Source organism: Streptosporangium sp. NPDC048047, assembly GCF_040653115.1.
GTDB lineage: Bacteria > Actinomycetota > Actinomycetes > Streptosporangiales > Streptosporangiaceae > Streptosporangium.
Genome location: NZ_JBEZNH010000002.1, coordinates 262090 through 277594, shown reverse-complemented (window position 1 = coordinate 277594; position 15505 = coordinate 262090). Strand labels below are relative to the sequence as shown.

At 71.3% G+C, this 15505-nt stretch carries 10 protein-coding genes; 3 read left to right on the top strand and 7 right to left on the bottom strand.

Annotated elements, in window-relative coordinates; translation table 11 throughout:
- Positions 1-13: 13 nt before the first annotated feature.
- Positions 14-703 (bottom strand): cell division ATP-binding protein FtsE, encoded by a 690-nt coding sequence (ftsE, locus tag AB0D67_RS03000; RefSeq protein WP_362929231.1) that lies wholly within the window; start codon positions 701-703, stop codon positions 14-16.
- A 233-nt stretch (positions 704-936) separates the two neighbouring features.
- Between ftsE and AB0D67_RS02995 the strand changes: the two genes are divergently transcribed.
- Positions 937-1128 (top strand): hypothetical protein, encoded by a 192-nt coding sequence (locus AB0D67_RS02995; protein ID WP_362929229.1) that lies wholly within the window; start codon positions 937-939, stop codon positions 1126-1128.
- Between the two features lie 103 nt (positions 1129-1231).
- On the opposite strand, the gene prfB is transcribed toward AB0D67_RS02995, so the two are convergent.
- Complete coding sequence (gene prfB, locus AB0D67_RS02990) at positions 1232-2347, bottom strand: peptide chain release factor 2 (RefSeq protein WP_362929227.1); 1116 nt, start codon at positions 2345-2347, stop codon at positions 1232-1234.
- Between the two features lie 99 nt (positions 2348-2446).
- Between prfB and AB0D67_RS02985 the strand changes: the two genes are divergently transcribed.
- Positions 2447-3487: a hypothetical protein gene (locus AB0D67_RS02985; protein ID WP_362929225.1), complete on the top strand. Its 1041-nt coding sequence runs from the start codon at positions 2447-2449 to the stop codon at positions 3485-3487.
- Between the two features lie 70 nt (positions 3488-3557).
- On the opposite strand, the gene AB0D67_RS02980 is transcribed toward AB0D67_RS02985, so the two are convergent.
- Complete coding sequence (locus tag AB0D67_RS02980) at positions 3558-8435, bottom strand: NAD-glutamate dehydrogenase (protein WP_362929223.1); 4878 nt, start codon at positions 8433-8435, stop codon at positions 3558-3560.
- A gap of 936 nt (positions 8436-9371) precedes the next feature.
- Here AB0D67_RS02980 and AB0D67_RS02975 point away from each other — a divergent pair.
- Positions 9372-10022 (top strand): GNAT family protein, encoded by a 651-nt coding sequence (locus tag AB0D67_RS02975; protein ID WP_362929221.1) that lies wholly within the window; start codon positions 9372-9374, stop codon positions 10020-10022.
- A gap of 34 nt (positions 10023-10056) precedes the next feature.
- Here the strand turns inward: AB0D67_RS02975 and AB0D67_RS02970 are convergent, their stop codons facing one another.
- From AB0D67_RS02970 to AB0D67_RS02955, 4 genes are all read right to left on the bottom strand, one after another.
- A complete protein-coding gene (locus tag AB0D67_RS02970) occupies positions 10057-11529 on the bottom strand; it encodes an ATP-binding protein (RefSeq protein ID WP_362929219.1) in 1473 nt (490 codons plus the stop codon).
- Positions 11530-11581: 52 nt separating this feature from the next.
- Positions 11582-13540 (bottom strand): acetoacetate--CoA ligase, encoded by a 1959-nt coding sequence (locus AB0D67_RS02965; RefSeq protein WP_362929217.1) that lies wholly within the window; start codon positions 13538-13540, stop codon positions 11582-11584.
- An 87-nt stretch (positions 13541-13627) separates the two neighbouring features.
- Positions 13628-14479, bottom strand: coding sequence for a serine hydrolase (locus AB0D67_RS02960; protein ID WP_362929215.1), 852 nt, complete (start codon positions 14477-14479; stop codon positions 13628-13630).
- 52 nt (positions 14480-14531) lie between these two features.
- Positions 14532-15452, bottom strand: coding sequence for a LysR substrate-binding domain-containing protein (locus AB0D67_RS02955; RefSeq protein ID WP_362929213.1), 921 nt, complete (start codon positions 15450-15452; stop codon positions 14532-14534).
- Positions 15453-15505: the final 53 nt, after the last annotated feature.

The window sequence follows — 15505 nt, the reverse complement described above, 5'->3', positions numbered from 1 at the left end:
CGGTACTGGTGTGTCAGTACGCCTGGCCGTAAACGCCACGCGACTGGTCTCGGACGATCTTGCCGTCCTCCAGTTCCACTACGCGTTTGCGCATGGAGTCGACGATGGCCGCGTCGTGCGTGGCCATGACGACGGTGGTGCCCGTCCGGTTGATGCGGTCGAGCACCTTCATGATGCCGATGCTCGTGGCCGGGTCGATGTTGCCGGTGGGCTCGTCGGCCAGGAGGATCATCGGCCGGTTGACGAACGCGCGGGCCATCGCGACCCGCTGCTGCTCACCACCGGAAAGCTCGTCGGGCATCCGGTGGGCCTTGCCCTCCAGGCCGACGAGTTCGACGACCTCGGGCACGACCTTGCGGATGAACCGCCGCGGCTTGCCGATCACCTCCAGGGCGAACGCGACGTTCTCGTACACGTTCTTGTTGGGGAGGAGCCGGAAGTCCTGGAACACGCAGCCGATCCGGCGCCGCAGGTGCGGCACCTTGAAGTTGGTCAACCGGGAGAGATCCTTGCCGGCCACCTGGATCACCCCGGAGTCGGGGCGCTCCTCCTTGAGGACCAGGCGCAGGAAGGTGGACTTCCCCGACCCGGAGGGGCCGACGAGGAACACGAACTCACCCTTGTCGACATCGACGCTGACGTGGTCCAACGCGGGCCGGTTCTGGTTCGCGTAGACCTTGGTGACATTATCAAAATGGATCACGGGCGCATCACGGCATGCCAGTCTAGGGGGTAGGACGGTCGAGGTAGTGGCGGAGCTTCGCCTTCGCCTCTCGCCGGCCGGGGGGCGCCGGTCTTTACCGACGATCGACGTTCCGGTGGGCGGAGCCCAGTCTAGAGGGAAGACCGGCCTGGAAAGTCCATAACGGAAACAAAACGATTCGGCCGCCCGGTAACGACCGCATAAGGTGGTTCTGAAGGCTAGGAGGAGGACGTATGAGCTGTGAGGACCTGGTCTGCGCGCGGTGCGCGCACCCTGTCGCCGAGGGCCGCTGTCCTCAGTGCCGTGCCGCCCGCGAGCGGATGCACCACCACGGCCTGGACGGCACGACGGCCACGCTGGTGCTGCTGGCGCTGGTCGCGCTGCTCCTGCTGTCCCTGGCCCTGAACCACCTCACGGGGGCCTGAGAAGGCCCCCGACGGGCGCCGGACGGCGCCCAGGCGCCCCGCCGTACGGCGGTCCCGCCCGGACGCCCGACGGCGTCGCCCGACGCCCGGCGTCACCCGGCCGTCACTCGGCGTCCGCCTCCTGGCGGCGCGTCCAGCGGATCTCCGCCTCGATGAACTGGTCGAGGTCGCCGTCGAGCACCGCGGCCGGATTGCCGGCCTCCGAGCCCGTACGGAGGTCCTTGACGATCTGGTAGGGGTGCAGCACGTAGTTGCGGATCTGGGTGCCCCACGACGTGGTGGCCTCACCCCGGATCTCGTTCAGCGCCGCGGCCTCCTCCTGCCGCTTGCGCTCCAGGAGCTTCGACTGCAGGACCGCCATGGCGGTGGCCTTGTTCTGCAGCTGCGAACGCTCGTTCTGGCAGGAGACGACGATCCCGGTGGGCAGGTGGGTCAGGCGGACCGCCGAGTCGGTGGTGTTGACGCCCTGGCCGCCGGGCCCCGAGGAGCGGTAGACGTCGACGCGCAGGTCGTCCTCGTTGATGTCGATGTGGTCGGTCGTCTCGACGACCGGCACCACGTCCACACCGGCGAAGGAGGTCTGGCGGCGGCCCTGGTTGTCGAACGGGCTGATCCGCACCAGGCGGTGGGTGCCGTGCTCGCCGCGGAGCGTGCCGTAGGCGTAGGGGGCCTTGACGGTGAAGGTGGCCGACTTGATACCGGCCTCCTCGGCGTAGGAGGTCTCGTAGACCTCCGTCGGGTAGCCCTTGCGCTCGGCCCAGCGGAGGTACATCCGCAGGAGCATCTGCGCCCAGTCGGCGGCGTCGACGCCGCCTGCCTGGGAGTTGATCGTGACGACGGCCTCGCGGGCGTCGTACTCGCCCGACAGGAGGGTGCGCACCTCCAGGGCTCCGACGTCGCTCCTGAGCGACTCCAGCTCGCGGTCGGCCTCGACGCGGGTCTCCTCGTCGTCCTCGGCGGCGGCGAGCTCGTACAGGACGCCCAGGTCCTCCAGGCGGCGCCCCAGCGACTCGATCCTGTTGACCTCACCCTGGAGGTAGGAGAGCCTGCTGGTGACCTGCTGGGCCCGCTCCTGGTCGTTCCACAGGTCGGGCGCGGCTGCCTGCTCCCCGAGCTCCTCGATCTGCTTGCGCATCACGCCGAGGTCGAGGACGTCCTGGATGCTGGCGAGCGTGCCGGTAAGCTCGTTGATCTCTTCGGCCGGATCGATGACTGCCACGTCTGTAAAGGGTACGCGACCGCCGAACCCCGTTGGGTACGGCTCGCGTCCCGCCGGTGGCTAGCATGGGCGCGCGAGGGGACCACGAGGAGGCCGGCAGTGCGAGCACATCGGAGACGCGGGCCGCTCGCGCTCGCCCTCGCGCTGGTGACCTGCGCCGCGGCCTGCTCGGGCCCCGGCGACCAGACGCCGCTCAAGGGCGGGATGCCGCCCGGCTCGACCTCCACCCCCGCGGCCCTGGCCGCGCCGCCGGTCACGCTCGCGGAGGCGGACGAGGCCCTGGAGGGCGTCCTGGCCGTCGAGGGCGTGCTGAACGGCGCCACGCCGCACCTGAGCGCCGACCGCAGGAACGCGCTGGCCCAGACCTGCGACGCGCAGTACGACCTCACCTTCGCCGCTTTCAAGGTCTCCCGTGACGCGCCGCCCCACCGCACCTGGGGCCGGCCGCGGCTGCTGGTCCCCCGCGTCCAGCGGGCGCCGTACTGGTTCGCCGCGGTGGTGAGCAACGAGGACTCCGCGGGCGGCTCCCGCACCGCCGTGCTGACCCTGACCGAGCGCGACGACAGGTGGTGCGTGAGCTCCACCGCGCTGCTGGAGCCGGGCGAGCGGGTCCCGGAGATCGCCGAGGACGCCGAGGGCTACGCCACGGCGCTCGACCAGGACGACCGGTCGGTGGAGATCAGCCCGCGGCTGATGCCGCCGCTGCACGCGACCGCGGCGGAGCAGGGCACCCGGGGGATCGCGGCCGGGCTGGTCGAGAAGGGCCGGCGCACCACCGGCTACGCCGAGGAGATCGCGGCCGAGCGGGCGAAGTACAAGAAGGACGACTGCCAGGGCTACGACTCGATCTTCGGCGCGAGCGGCTACCCGGTGCGCGCCCTGCGCACCGCCGACGGCGGGGCCATGGTCATGTACGCGCTGATCAGGACCGACACCCTGACGAACAAGGTCCCGCCCTGCGCGATGATCAGGGTGCCGGAGCACCTGGAGCCGCTGTACTCCGGCCCGACGACGGTGGTCAAGGAGCTGCGGATCGCGGAGACGCAGCCCTACGTCAGCGTCGTCCCGCGCCGCAACGCCCACGCCCCGGCGCGGATCATCGCCTATCTCGGCTCCGTCACCAAGGTCTTCGGCACCTGACCCGCCTGACCCTCGCCTGACCCGCCTGGGGGGCTCCGGTGACCGGCCGGTCACCGGAGCCCCGCCGGGGTCACGCCTCGCGGATCGGCAGGTTGACCGTGGCAACCAGCGCGCGGATCGCGCGCAGCGCCACCGACAGCGTCGCCAGGTCGAAGTTGTCGCTCTCCCAGATCTCCGACAGGGTCTGCCGGGCGCGGGCCACCGCCGCCGCGTTCGCCTCGGTCCAGCGGGCCAGGCGCTCCTCCGGCGACAGGCCCGGCGAGCTGTGGGCCAGGACGTCGCGGGTGAGGGAGGCGTGCGCGGCGTAGAGGTCGTCGCGCAGCGCGGCCCGTGCCATGGAGTTCCACCGGTTGTCCCGCGGCAGCGCGATGACGCGCTCGCGCAGCCCGGCCAGCTGGAGCCGGTCGGCCAGGTCGAAGTAGACCTCGGCCACCTCGCCGACCGGGCGGCCGAGCTGTGAGGCGACCTCCACCAGGTCGAACGTCGAGTAGGCCGGGACCATCGACGCGACCCGCTCGGCCAGCTCCCCGGGGACGCCCCGGGCGACGAAGGAGTCGCGGCGCTCCTCGAACGCCGCCAGGTCCGAGCCGGTCAGCAGCTTGGGCAGGTGCGGCAGCAGGCCGTTCATGCCCTTGGCGAAGAAGTCGGCCGTGGAGGCCAGGTCGAGCGGCGCCCGGCGGTTGCCGAGCAGCCAGCGGGTGCCGCGCTCGGCCAGCTTGCGCGCCTCCAGCTCCATGGCGATCTGCGTGGCGGTGTCCACCTTGTTGTCCAGCTCCTCGACCTGCCGCCAGAAGCTGGGCAGGTCGAAGACCTCGCGGGTGACGAGGTAGGCGCGGGTGATGTCGGGGGCGGACGCGCCGCTCTCCTCCCCCAGCCGGAACATGAAGGTGGTCCCGCTGGAGTTGATCATGTCGTTCACCACGCAGGTGGTGATGATCTCCCGGCGCAGCGGGTGGGCGTCCATGTGGGGGCGCATCCGCTCGCGCAGTGCCGACGGGAAGTAGGACACCAGCCAGGAGGCCAGGTAGGGGTCGTCGGGCAGGTCGGAGGCGAGGATCTCGGCGTCCGTCACCAGCTTGGTGTAGGACAGCAGCACCGAGAACTCCGGCGCGCTGAGCCCGAGCCCGGCCTGGCGCCGCTCGGCGATCGTCTTGTCCGAGGGCAGGAACTCCAGCTCCCGGTTGAGCAGCCCGGCCCGCTCCAGCCTGCGGAGCTGGCGCGCGTGGATGTGCAGCATCTCCGGCGCCTGGGCGCGGGCGGCGGCCAGCACCACGTTCTGGTCGTAGTTGTCCCGCAGGACCAGGTCGGCGACCTCGTCGGTCATGTCGAGGAAGATCTGGTCGCGCTGTTTGTCGGTCAGCTCGCCGTCGCGGACCGCGCGGTCCAGCAGGATCTTGATGTTCACCTCGTGGTCGGAGGTGTCCACGCCGGCGGAGTTGTCGATGAAGTCGGTGTTGACCAGCCCGCCGTTGAGCGCGAACTCGATCCGGGCGAGCTGGGTGAAGCCGAGGTTGCCGCCCTCTCCGACCACCTTGCAGCGCAGCTCGGCGGCGTCGACCCGCAGCGCGTCGCTGGCCTTGTCGCCGACGTCGGCGTGGGACTCGCTCGACGCCTTGACGTAGGTGCCGATCCCGCCGTTCCACAGCAGGTCCACCGGGGCCCGCAGGATGGCGCTGATCAGGTCGTTGGGCGCCAGCGAGGTCACCTCGTCGGCCAGGCCGAGCGCGGCGCGCATCTGCGGGGAGACCGGGATCGACTTGGCCGTACGGGGCCAGACGCCGCCGCCCTTGGAGATGAGCGAGGTGTCGTAGTCGGCCCAGGAGCTGCGGGGCAGCGCGAACAGCCGGGCGCGCTCGGCGTAGCCGCGGGCCGCGTCCGGGTCGGGGTCGACGAAGACGTGCCGGTGGTCGAAGGCGGCGACCAGCCGGATGTGCTGGGACAGCAGCATGCCGTTGCCGAACACGTCGCCGGACATGTCGCCGATGCCGGCCACGGTGAAGTCGGTGCTCTGCACGTCCACGCCGATGGTGCGGAAGTGGTACTTGACCGACTCCCAGGCGCCCCGGGCGGTGATGCCCATGGCCTTGTGGTCGTAGCCGACCGAGCCTCCGGAGGCGAAGGCGTCGCCCAGCCAGAAGCCGTAGTCCTTGGCGACCTCGTTGGCGATGTCGGAGAACGTCGCGGTGCCCTTGTCGGCGGCGACCACCAGGTAGGTGTCGTCCTCGTCGTGCCGGACCACGTCGGCGGGCGGGACGACCCGGCCGTCGACGAGGTTGTCGGTGATGTCCAGCAGGCCGGAGATGAACATCCGGTAGCAGGCGACGCCCTCGGCCAGGACCTCCTCCCGGTTGCCCGACCTCGGCGGGTTCTTCACGACGAAGCCGCCCTTGGAACCGGTGGGGACGATGACGGTGTTCTTCACCATCTGTGCCTTGACCAGGCCCAGCACCTCGGTGCGGAAGTCCTCCATCCGGTCCGACCAGCGCAGGCCGCCGCGCGCGACCTTGCCGAAGCGCAGGTGCACGCCCTCCACCCGCGGCGAGTAGACGAACACCTCGAACCTCGGCCGGGGCAGCGGCAGCACGCTGATCGACGGCGAGTCCAGCTTGAGGCTGATGTACGGCTTGCGCTCGCCGCCCACGGTCTGGAAGCAGTTGGTCCGCAGGGTTGCGCCGATCATCTCCAGGTAGGCGCGCAGGATGCGGTCCTCGTCCAGGGAGGCGACGTCCTCCAGGGCGCCGAGGATCTCCTCGTGCAGCGCGTCCTGCAGCTCGGCGCGGACGTCCTCGGCGCGGCGGGGGTCGAGCCTGGCCTCGAAGTAGCGGACCAGCAGCCGGGCCACGCGGACGTTGCCGAGCAGGACCTGCTCGATGTAGTGCTGGCTGAAGGTGGTGCCGGCCTGACGGAGGTACTTGGCGTAGACCCGCAGGATCTCGGCCTGCCGCCAGGTCAGGCCGGCGGCCAGGACCAGCGCGTTGAAGCCGTCGCTCTCCACCCGGCCGTGCCACAGCGCCTCGAACGCGTCCTGGAACAGCCGCTTGAACTCGTCGCGGTCCACCTCCTGCGAGGGGGTGTAGCGCAGGCCGAAGTCGTAGATCCAGGCGTCCTTGGTGTCGGGGTCGTTGTCGCGGTCGATCTCGTACGGCCGCTCGTCGACCACCTCGACGCCCATCCGCTGCAGCAGCGGCAGCACCTGCGACAGGGAGACGGGAGCGCCGATCCGGTAGATCTTGAACCGGCGCTCGCCCTCGGCCGCGTCGTAGGGCTCGTAGAGGTTCATCCCCAGTTCGTCGGACGACTCCGCGAGCTCCTCCAGGCGGCGCAGGTCGGCGACGGCCATCCGCGGCGGGAAGTCGGCCTTGTACCCCTCGGGGAACGCCGTGGCGTAGCGGCGCACGAGGGCGGGGGCCTCCTCCTCGGAGCTCAGCTCGACGATCGCGGAGGTGAGGTCGTCGTCCCAGGAGCGGGTGGCCGCGGCCAGCTTGGCCTCCAGCTCCTCGACGTTCACCGCGTCGGCGCTCAGCGGCCGGCCGCGCTCGCCGCGCACCACCACGTGCAGCCGGGCCAGGGCCGACTCGCCGATCATGGCGCTGTAGTCGAGCGAGGTGCCGCCGATCGCCTTGAGCAGGAGGTTCTGCAGCTTGACGCGGATCTTGGTGGTGTAGCGGTCGCGCGGCAGGTAGATCAGGCAGGAGATGTAGCGGCCGTAGTCGTCGGGGCGGAGGAAGAGCCTGACCTGCTTGCGCTCGCGGAGCCTGAGCACGCCGAGCGCGATGGGCAGCAGCTGCTCCACCGAGGTCTGGAAGAGCTCGTCGCGGGGGAAGGTCTCCAGGATCTCGATGAGGTCCTTGCCGTCGTGGCTGTCGGCGGCGAACCCCGCCAGGTCCAGGACTTCGGCCAGCTTGCGGCGGAGCACCGGGATGCGGGAGATCGACTCGCTGTAGGCCACGTGGGTGAACAGGCCGAGGAAGCGCCGTTCGCCGACGACCTCCCCGGCGGCGTCGAACATCTTGACGCCGACGTAGTCGAGGTAGGCCGGGCGGTGCACGGTGGCGCGGGTGTTGGCCTTGGTGATGATCATCAGCTGCTGCCGGTCGCGGGCCTTCGCGCGCAGCTCGGGGCTGAGGGCGGCGAAGCTCTCCGAGCCCGCCTTGTCGTGACGCAGGATGCCGAGGCCGGTGCCGGGGACCTGGCGCAGGCTGTCGCCGTCCTCGCCCTCCTCCAGGCGGTACTCGCGGTAGCCGAGGAACGTGAAGTGGCCGTCGGCCAGCCAGCGCATCAGCTCCAGGCTGTCCTCGGCCTCGGCCGGCTCCAGCGGCGGCGGGTTGAGCGAGACGTCCTCGGCGGTCTGCACGGCCAGGGCCCGCATCTTGACGAAGTCCTCGACGGCGAAGCGCACGTCGGACAGGATCCGCTCCAGGTCCTCCTCGATCACCCTGAGGGTCGCGGCGTCGGCCTGGCGGTCGACCTCGAAGTGCATCCAGGACTCGACGAGCATCTGTCCCGTCGTGTCGTCCTCGCCGCGGCCGAGCAGCCTGCCGGTCATGTCCCTGCGCACCCGCATCTGGGGGTGGACGACCAGGTGGACGCCGATCTCGTGGCGGTCGAGCTCCATCGTCACCGAGTCGACCAGGAAGGGCATGTCGTCGGTGACCACCTCGATGACCGAGTATCCGGGGTCCCAGCCGTGCTCCTCCAGCGTGGGATTGTAGGCCCGCACCAGGGCGCGGCCCTGGGGGCGCCGCTCGGCGAGCTGCCGCTGGGCCATGGCCGGGCCGTAGACGTCGACCGGGTCGCGGCTCAGCAGGTCCTCGGGGGCGACATGCCGGTAGTACAGCCGCAGATAGGCGAGGGCCTCCTCGGTGCCCACGTGCTCGCTACCCGGCGTGTGCGCGCACATCTCGGCGGCACCCCTGAGTAGCTCGTCCTTGGCCTCGTTGAGCGGCATGTCGCTCTCACTCCTTTGTGAGGGATTTTTCATAGTTGGAGGGATCTACGGCTTAACCCGTAGTTCCCAGGGGCGGAGGAAGTAATACGGAAGCCGCGGATCTCCCGGCGGCGGGTCTCCCGCCGCACGGCCCACACCGTGGCACCTCGCCCCCGGACGGCCCGCGCCCGGCGCGGACGGGAGCGGAGGCGGAGTGCGGCGCGGTGTCCCCGCGACGGAGCGGGCGGAAGGGCCGGCGTGACCGTCGCGGCGGATGACCGGTCGCCGCCGGTCGCCGTGGCAGGGTGCGTCGTGGGCCCCGCGGCTCCCCGCCGCCGTCGGCGCGGAAGCCGCCGTCGCCTGCGCGGGACCGGCGGTCCCGTGGTGCGGGAGGGACGGTCCCCGCCGGATGCGGGCGGTGAGGCCAGCATCGCACAGGGTGGCCTGGATGAGGCGGCGACACCGCGCCCCCCGCTCACCGAAACTCCGCCCACCGGGCGTGGCCCGCGGCACAACACCTCCAGCGGCCGCTGTCCCGGTCCCCGTTGACCGGAATATGCCGCCGCCCTGCATATCACCCGAAAAGCCAGGAAACGTCAACGTGGCGTCGATGCTCCGGCGGGCCGCCGGAACGGTCCGGCCGGATACCGGGGGCGCCTCGTGCGATCCGGGCGGCGAGGGGAAACCCCGCCCTCCCCCCATGGTAGAGCCCCTGGAGGGTGTCTTCGCGAGGTTCGCGCATCACCGGCGCCCCGCCGGACCACCCCGCCGGCCGTACGGCGGGCCGGGGGCACCGGACGGTCCCCGGCCGCACGACGGCTGAGGCCATCGGACGGCCCGCCCGCGACCGGCCGTACGGCGGGACGGACCGTACGGCGGGACGGGATGGGCCATGGGGACCGGAGATCCGCCGAAAACGGGTGGAGCGCCGTCCACCCGGGTTGACACCATCGGGAGATGCGCAACTGGCCCATTTTCGGACTGAGGGTGACCACCCCTCGCCTGGAGCTGCGACTCCCGTCCCTCGACGACCTCGACGCCCTGGCCGACCTCGCCGCCGAAGGCGTCCACGACCCCGACGCCATGCCGTTCCTGTTCCCGTGGACCGACGCCGAGCCCGCCGAGCGGGCGCGGAGGAGCGTCTCCTACCACTTCCGGCAGTGGGGTGACTGGTCCCCGGAGAAGTGGGCCTGCGCCTTCGTCACCGTCGTGGACGGGGCGGTCGCCGGCACCCAGGAGGTCTGGGCCTCCGACTTCGCCGTCACCCGGCAGGCCGAGACCGGTTCGTGGATCGGCCGCCGGTTCCAGGGGCGGGGCATCGGCACCGAGATGCGCGCCGCCGTACTGCACCTGGCCTTCGCGGGTCTCGGTGCCCGCCACGCCGTCTCGGGCGCGTTCGCCGACAACCACGCCTCGCTCGGGGTCTCCCGCAGGCTCGGCTACGCCCCCGACGGTGTGGAGATCCGCAGCCGCAGGGGTGAGCCCGCCGAGCTCCTCCGGCTGCGCCTGGCCCGCGATGCCTGGACCGCCCGGGACGACGTCGAGATCCACGGACTGGAGCCCTGCCTGCCGCTCTTCGGCGTCAGCCGTACGACGGAGAGCGGCTGACCGCCTCCGACGGCCACCCGCCCACGTTCCCGTGTCAGCCGTACAGCGTGGGAAGGTCCACCAGGAGGACGCGGTCGTCCCGGCGGGCGGCCGCGGCGAGGTCGGCGTCGAACCCCGCCCCGCTGTAGCAGGCCAGTTTCGCCTCCTCCACCCTGTGCCCCTGTGCCGCGAGCACCTCACGGGCGCGACGCAGCCTCTCCAGATGCCCGAGCCCCATCACCCTGTCCCACTTCACCTCACCGATCGACAGGACCCGCCGCTTCTCGCCGAGCAACGAAGGCGACACCGCCACCACATCAAGTTGGATCTTGTTGTTCTCCCGCTTCGCGTGGTCGACGACGAGAGTGGAGCCCACCTCTCCGGGTGGCTCGTCGAAGGCGTCATCAGCCAGAATCGCCCAGTCGCGGCATGTCTGTTCGAAATCTGGACCGACGACCTGGGACAGGAATCTCGGCCGCGAACCCCGCCACACCCGCTCGGCCTCCCCGAGTTCGAGAGCGGCCCACTGCGGCCTCATCACCGCCTGGTAGAAGGTGATGAGGGGTTCCGCTATCCGATAGACGGGCTTACCGCTCTTGAGGGCGTCGTGATCCTTCACGATCAGCTGACAGTCCTCAAGCACGTTGAGCGGGTGAGCGATCTCCGCGGACTTGCGTCCCACATAAGCGGCTATCCCACCATTGGTGGAGTTTCCAGCGGCGATGGCACCGAGAACCGAGTGGTAGAGACCCGAGTCCCGCGCTCCCATCTCCTCCGCGAGGAGATACCGCGCCTCGCGGAACAGCGGCGTCTGGGGGTTGAGAACCGTGCGGCGCACCCAGTCGTCGAAGTCGCCCGATCCATCGGGAGTGTCGTTGCGGACGAACTGGCGCCGGTAGGCGGGCGTGCCGCCGACGACGGCATGGAGAAGCGCGGCGAGCGTCGGGTCGTCCGCTCCCCAGAACGCGGCGGCGGACCGGTAGCGCAACGGCTTGACGACCAGTTCGAGTCCGGCACGCCCCCGGAGCGGGGCCTGCCCGGAAAGCAGACCGCCCATCACCGACATCGCCGACCCACAGAGCAGGACACGGGCGAAGCACCGTTCACGGCTGACGTGCCAGTACGTGTCGAGGTGACGCTGCACGATCGAGGGCAGTGCGGGGCTCGCCTTCATCAGGAGCGGGAACTCGTCGATGATCAGCGGGATGGGCCGGTCCGCCGCCAGGGAGAAGAAGTGCGTCAGGGCGTCGTCCCAGCCGGAGAACATGATCGGCGCGGGAGCGTTCGTGAAGCGGGCGAGTGCCGCGCCGAACATGCGCAGCGCTTCGGTCTCGGTCGACTCGTCCGCCTGGAAGTAGAAGCCGCCCATGCTCTCGGCCAACGCGGTGAGAAGGTAGGTCTTGCCCTGCCGTCGCCGACCACTGATCACTCCCAGGGTCGGCTCCGGCTCGGCGTACTCGACGAACGAGACCAGCGCGTTCCAGTCGCTGTCGCGATCGAAGATTCGTTCAGGCTTGGTAACCGGCATATGCCGATTCTACTAAACTAGAGTTTAGTCAACTGCAGTTTAGTGATCTGGGTCACTCCCGGTTCGGCGTGAAGTGCGACAGCACCTCAGGGTTGGCCATGGCGTCGAGGTTGGCGGCCTTCTCCGGCGGGACGCCGAGGAGGATCTTGCGCACCGGCACCTCCAGCTTCTTGCCGCTGAGCGTGCGCGGGATGCCCGGGACCTCGATGATCTCGTTCGGCACGTGCCGGGGCGACAGCTCCTCGCGCAGCGCCGTGCGCAGCCGGCTGAGCAGGTCGTCGGAGAGCCCGGCCCCCTCGGCCATGGTGATGTACAGCAGCAGCCGGCCGTCCTGGCCGAGCTGACCGGTGTCGATCACCAGGCTGTCGGCGATCTCGGTGAAGCGCTCCACCACCCGGTAGAACTCACTGGTGCCCATCCGCACCCCGCCCCGGTTGAGGGTGGAGTCGGAGCGGCCGTAGATCACGCAGCCGCCGTCCGGCAGGATCTTGATCCAGTCGCCGTGCCGCCAGACGCCGGGGTAGTCGGCGAAGTAGCTCTCCCGGTAGCGGGCGCCGTCCGGGTCGTTCCAGAACATGACCGGCATCGAGGGCATCGGCGCGGTCAGCACCAGCTCGCCGACCTCGCCGACCACCGACCGCCCCGACGGGTCGAACGCCTCCACCTTCGCGCCCAGGCAGCGGCACGGGATGACGCCCGCGCGGACCGGCAGCAGCGGGACCGCGCCGACGAAGCCGGTGCAGACGTCGGTGCCGCCGGAGAACGAGCCGAGCTGCACCCGCGGCAGCCTCTCCGCGATCCAGGCGAACCCCTCGGGCGGCAGCGGCGAGCCGGTGGAGCCCACGCCGCGCAGCGCCTCCAGCCCCTCCGGCCGCACATCGTCCTTCATCGACGTCACGATGTACGGCGCGCCGACGCCGAAGTACGTGACCCCCTCCTCGGCGGCCAGCCGCCACAGCGCGTCGGTGCCCGGGTGGGCGGCCGACCCGTCGTAGAGCACCACCGTCGCGCCGACCAGCAGGCCGCCGACGAGGTAGTTCCACATCATCCAGCCGGTGGTGGTGTACCAGAAGAAGACGTCGTCCTCACCCAGGTCCTGGTGGAAGGAGAGCGACTTGAGGTGCTCCAGCACGATGCCGCCGTGGCCGTGCACGATCGGCTTGGGCAGGCCGGTCGTGCCGGAGGAGTAGACGATCCACAGCGGGTGGCCGAACGGCACCGGCTCGAAGTCGAGCGGTCCCTCGGCGGCCCGCAGCTCCGCCCAGTCGATCACCCGCCCGCCGTCCTCGCCGTCCCCGGTCGCGGGCGTTCCCGCTCCGGCGGGCGCGTCCGGGGAGGGGACGCGCACCCGGGCGGCCAGGGTCGGCAGCTCGGCCGCGATGTCCCGCACGACCTGGGAGCGGTCGAACCGCCTGCCGTTGTAGTGGTAGCCGTCCACCGCGATGAGCACCTTCGGCTCGATCTGGGTGAAACGGTCGATCACACTGGAGGCACCGAAGTCCGGGGAGCACGACGACCAGACGGCCCCGAGCGAGGCCGTGGCGAGGAAGGCGACCAGCGTCTCCGGCACGTTCGGCGCGTAGGCGGCGACCCGGTCGCCCCTGCCGACGCCCAGCGCCGCCAGGCCCGCGCGGACCCGCGCGACCTCTCCGGCCAGCTCCCCCAGCGTGAGGGCCCGGCGTTCACCGGTCTCGCCGCGCGACACCACCGCGAGGCGGTCCGGGTCGGACGCGGCCCGGCGCAGCGCGTTGGCCGCGTAGTTCAGCGTCGAGCCGGCGAACCACTCCGCGCCGGGCATCGTCCCGGACGACACGGGCCCGTCACCGCGCTCGCCGACCACCCCGAAGTAGTCCCAGACCGACGTCCAGAACCCGGCCGGGTCGTCCACCGACCAGCGCCACAGGGAGTCGTAGTCGCCCGGCCGTCCGAGCCACTCCATGTAGCGGGTCACCTTGGCGTCCCTCACGACCTCCGGGGCGGGTTCCCAGAGCAGCGCACCTTCCTCAACCATGGTCCCCATCCTGTCGGCGGCCCGCCCGAATGTCATCCCCGGGACGCACACACCGGCCGGGTACGGGGTGTGGGCCGGACACGTGGCTCAGTCGCGCAGCCACTCCACGGCGGCCCGCGCCGCGGAGCCGATCACCGCGTCGGCGCGGGGCTGGTTGTACGCCGTGCCGTACGAGCGGGTGAAGACGGCGACGGCGTAGCGCCCGCCGTCGGGGTACTCCACCACGCCGGCCTCGTTGCGGATCGTGGGCAGCGTCCCGGTCTTGCCGCTGACCGCGACGTCGTCGTAGGGGAAGCCGGCCGCGAGGCGGTGCGGCCACACCTGCAGGCCGAGCAGCCTGCGCATCGCGGCGCACGATCCGGGCGAGGCCGCCTCGTCGCGCCAGATCATGCCGAGCAGCCGCGTCGTCTCGCGCGGGGTGCTGCGGTTGGTGCGCGCGGGGTCGAGCACCCGGAGTCGCGCCAGCACCGAGGGGTCGGTGGGCATCTCCTCCTGCCCGGCGTCCTCGACGATGCTCGCGAACAGCTCGCGGCAGTCGTGCTCGACCCGTGTGCCGGTCAGCCCCAGACCGGCGAGCATGGTGTTGACCGCCGACAGCCCGACCCGGCCCATCAGCGTGTCGGCGGCGGTGTTGTCGCTCACCGCCATCATCAGATAGGCCAGGTCGCGCAGGGACATCGTCACGTCGTCGGACATCGCCGACACCCCGGTGGGCCCGGGAGTGTGGCGGTCCGCCATGACCGTGACCCGCTCGGCCGGGTCCAGCAGCCCACGGTCCGCCTGCCGGAAGAACTCCACCAGCAGCGCGACCTTGAACACCGAGGCCGTGACCACGGCCTCGTCGGCGCCGTGGGCGACGTCGGCGCCGGTGTCGATGTCCACGGCGTGCAGGAAACCCGTCACCCCGGCGGAACGGAAGAGGGTACCGAGGCCGGTCATCGAATCTCCTTGCGAGGGGGAAGCCCGGTCGCCGGGGCCGGGGCGGAGGTGGTCACGCGAGGAACCCGGAGGCGGGGCGGGCCCGCACCCGCCGGGCCGGCGCCACACCGTCGTCCGTCATCCCGGCGTTCTCCCTCAGCACTCGTGCCGCCACCGCACCGAAGGCTACGGCAGCCTCTCCGGGCTCTCCCCGCCAGGCGGTGGAGACCTGCCAGGTCAGCGGGCTGCCCAGCAGCGGCCGCCAGCGCAGCCCGGGAAGGGTGACCTGCGGCCCGAAGGCGACGGCCGTGCCCGCCATGACCAGGCCGAGGGTCTGCGCCTCGTGGACCTCCTCCGGGACGAACCCGTGGCGGCGGCACTCGGTGAGCGTCTCCTCGTGCAGCCCGGGTTCGTGAGGGTAGAGCACGAGACGCCGCCCGGCCAGGTCGGCCAGGTGCACCGACGCCGACGCCGCCAGCGGGTCGGACTCGGCCAGCACCACGCCGGGGCGCTGGACGAGCACCGGCCCGAAGCGGAGACCCGGCACGGCCACCGGGTGGCGGACCACGCCCACGTCGAGGGCGCCGTCGAGCAGCGCCGCGACCTGGTCGGCGCTCCACATCTCCGCGGGCGCCGGCCGTACGTCGGGGGCCCGTTCCCGGAATCCGGCGATGAGCGCCGCGATCACCGCCGACCCCAGGTCGGGCAGGACCCCCACCCGCAGCACCGCCCCCTCGCCGCGCCCGGCCAGCTCACGCAGCCGCTCCACCCGCGACACGATCTCGCGGGCCTCGGGCAGCAGCAGCCGCCCCTGCTCGGTCAGCCGCACCTGGCGGGCGGAGCGGTCGAACAGCCGCACGCCGAGCTCCTCCTCCAGCCGCCGGATGCGCTGGCTGAGCGGCGGCTGGGCCATGCCGAGCCGGATCGCCGCGTTGCCGAAATGGAGCTCCTCGGCGACGACGGTGAAGTAGCGCAGATGGCGGACGATGTCCATGAGCAGCAACCATATCGGTTCCGCTATGAAGCGACACCAGATATCAATATTGG

Coding starts and splice junctions, on each gene's coding strand:
- AB0D67_RS02995 (WP_362929229.1), top strand. CDS start 937: ATGAGCTGTGAGGACCTGGTCTGCGCGCGGTGCGCGCACCCTGTCGCC.
- AB0D67_RS02980 (WP_362929223.1), bottom strand. CDS start 8,435: ATGCCGCTCAACGAGGCCAAGGACGAGCTACTCAGGGGTGCCGCCGAG.
- AB0D67_RS02975 (WP_362929221.1), top strand. CDS start 9,372: ATGCGCAACTGGCCCATTTTCGGACTGAGGGTGACCACCCCTCGCCTG.
- AB0D67_RS02970 (WP_362929219.1), bottom strand. CDS start 11,529: ATGCCGGTTACCAAGCCTGAACGAATCTTCGATCGCGACAGCGACTGG.
- AB0D67_RS02965 (WP_362929217.1), bottom strand. CDS start 13,540: ATGGTTGAGGAAGGTGCGCTGCTCTGGGAACCCGCCCCGGAGGTCGTG.
- AB0D67_RS02960 (WP_362929215.1), bottom strand. CDS start 14,479: ATGACCGGCCTCGGTACCCTCTTCCGTTCCGCCGGGGTGACGGGTTTC.
- AB0D67_RS02955 (WP_362929213.1), bottom strand. CDS start 15,452: ATGGACATCGTCCGCCATCTGCGCTACTTCACCGTCGTCGCCGAGGAG.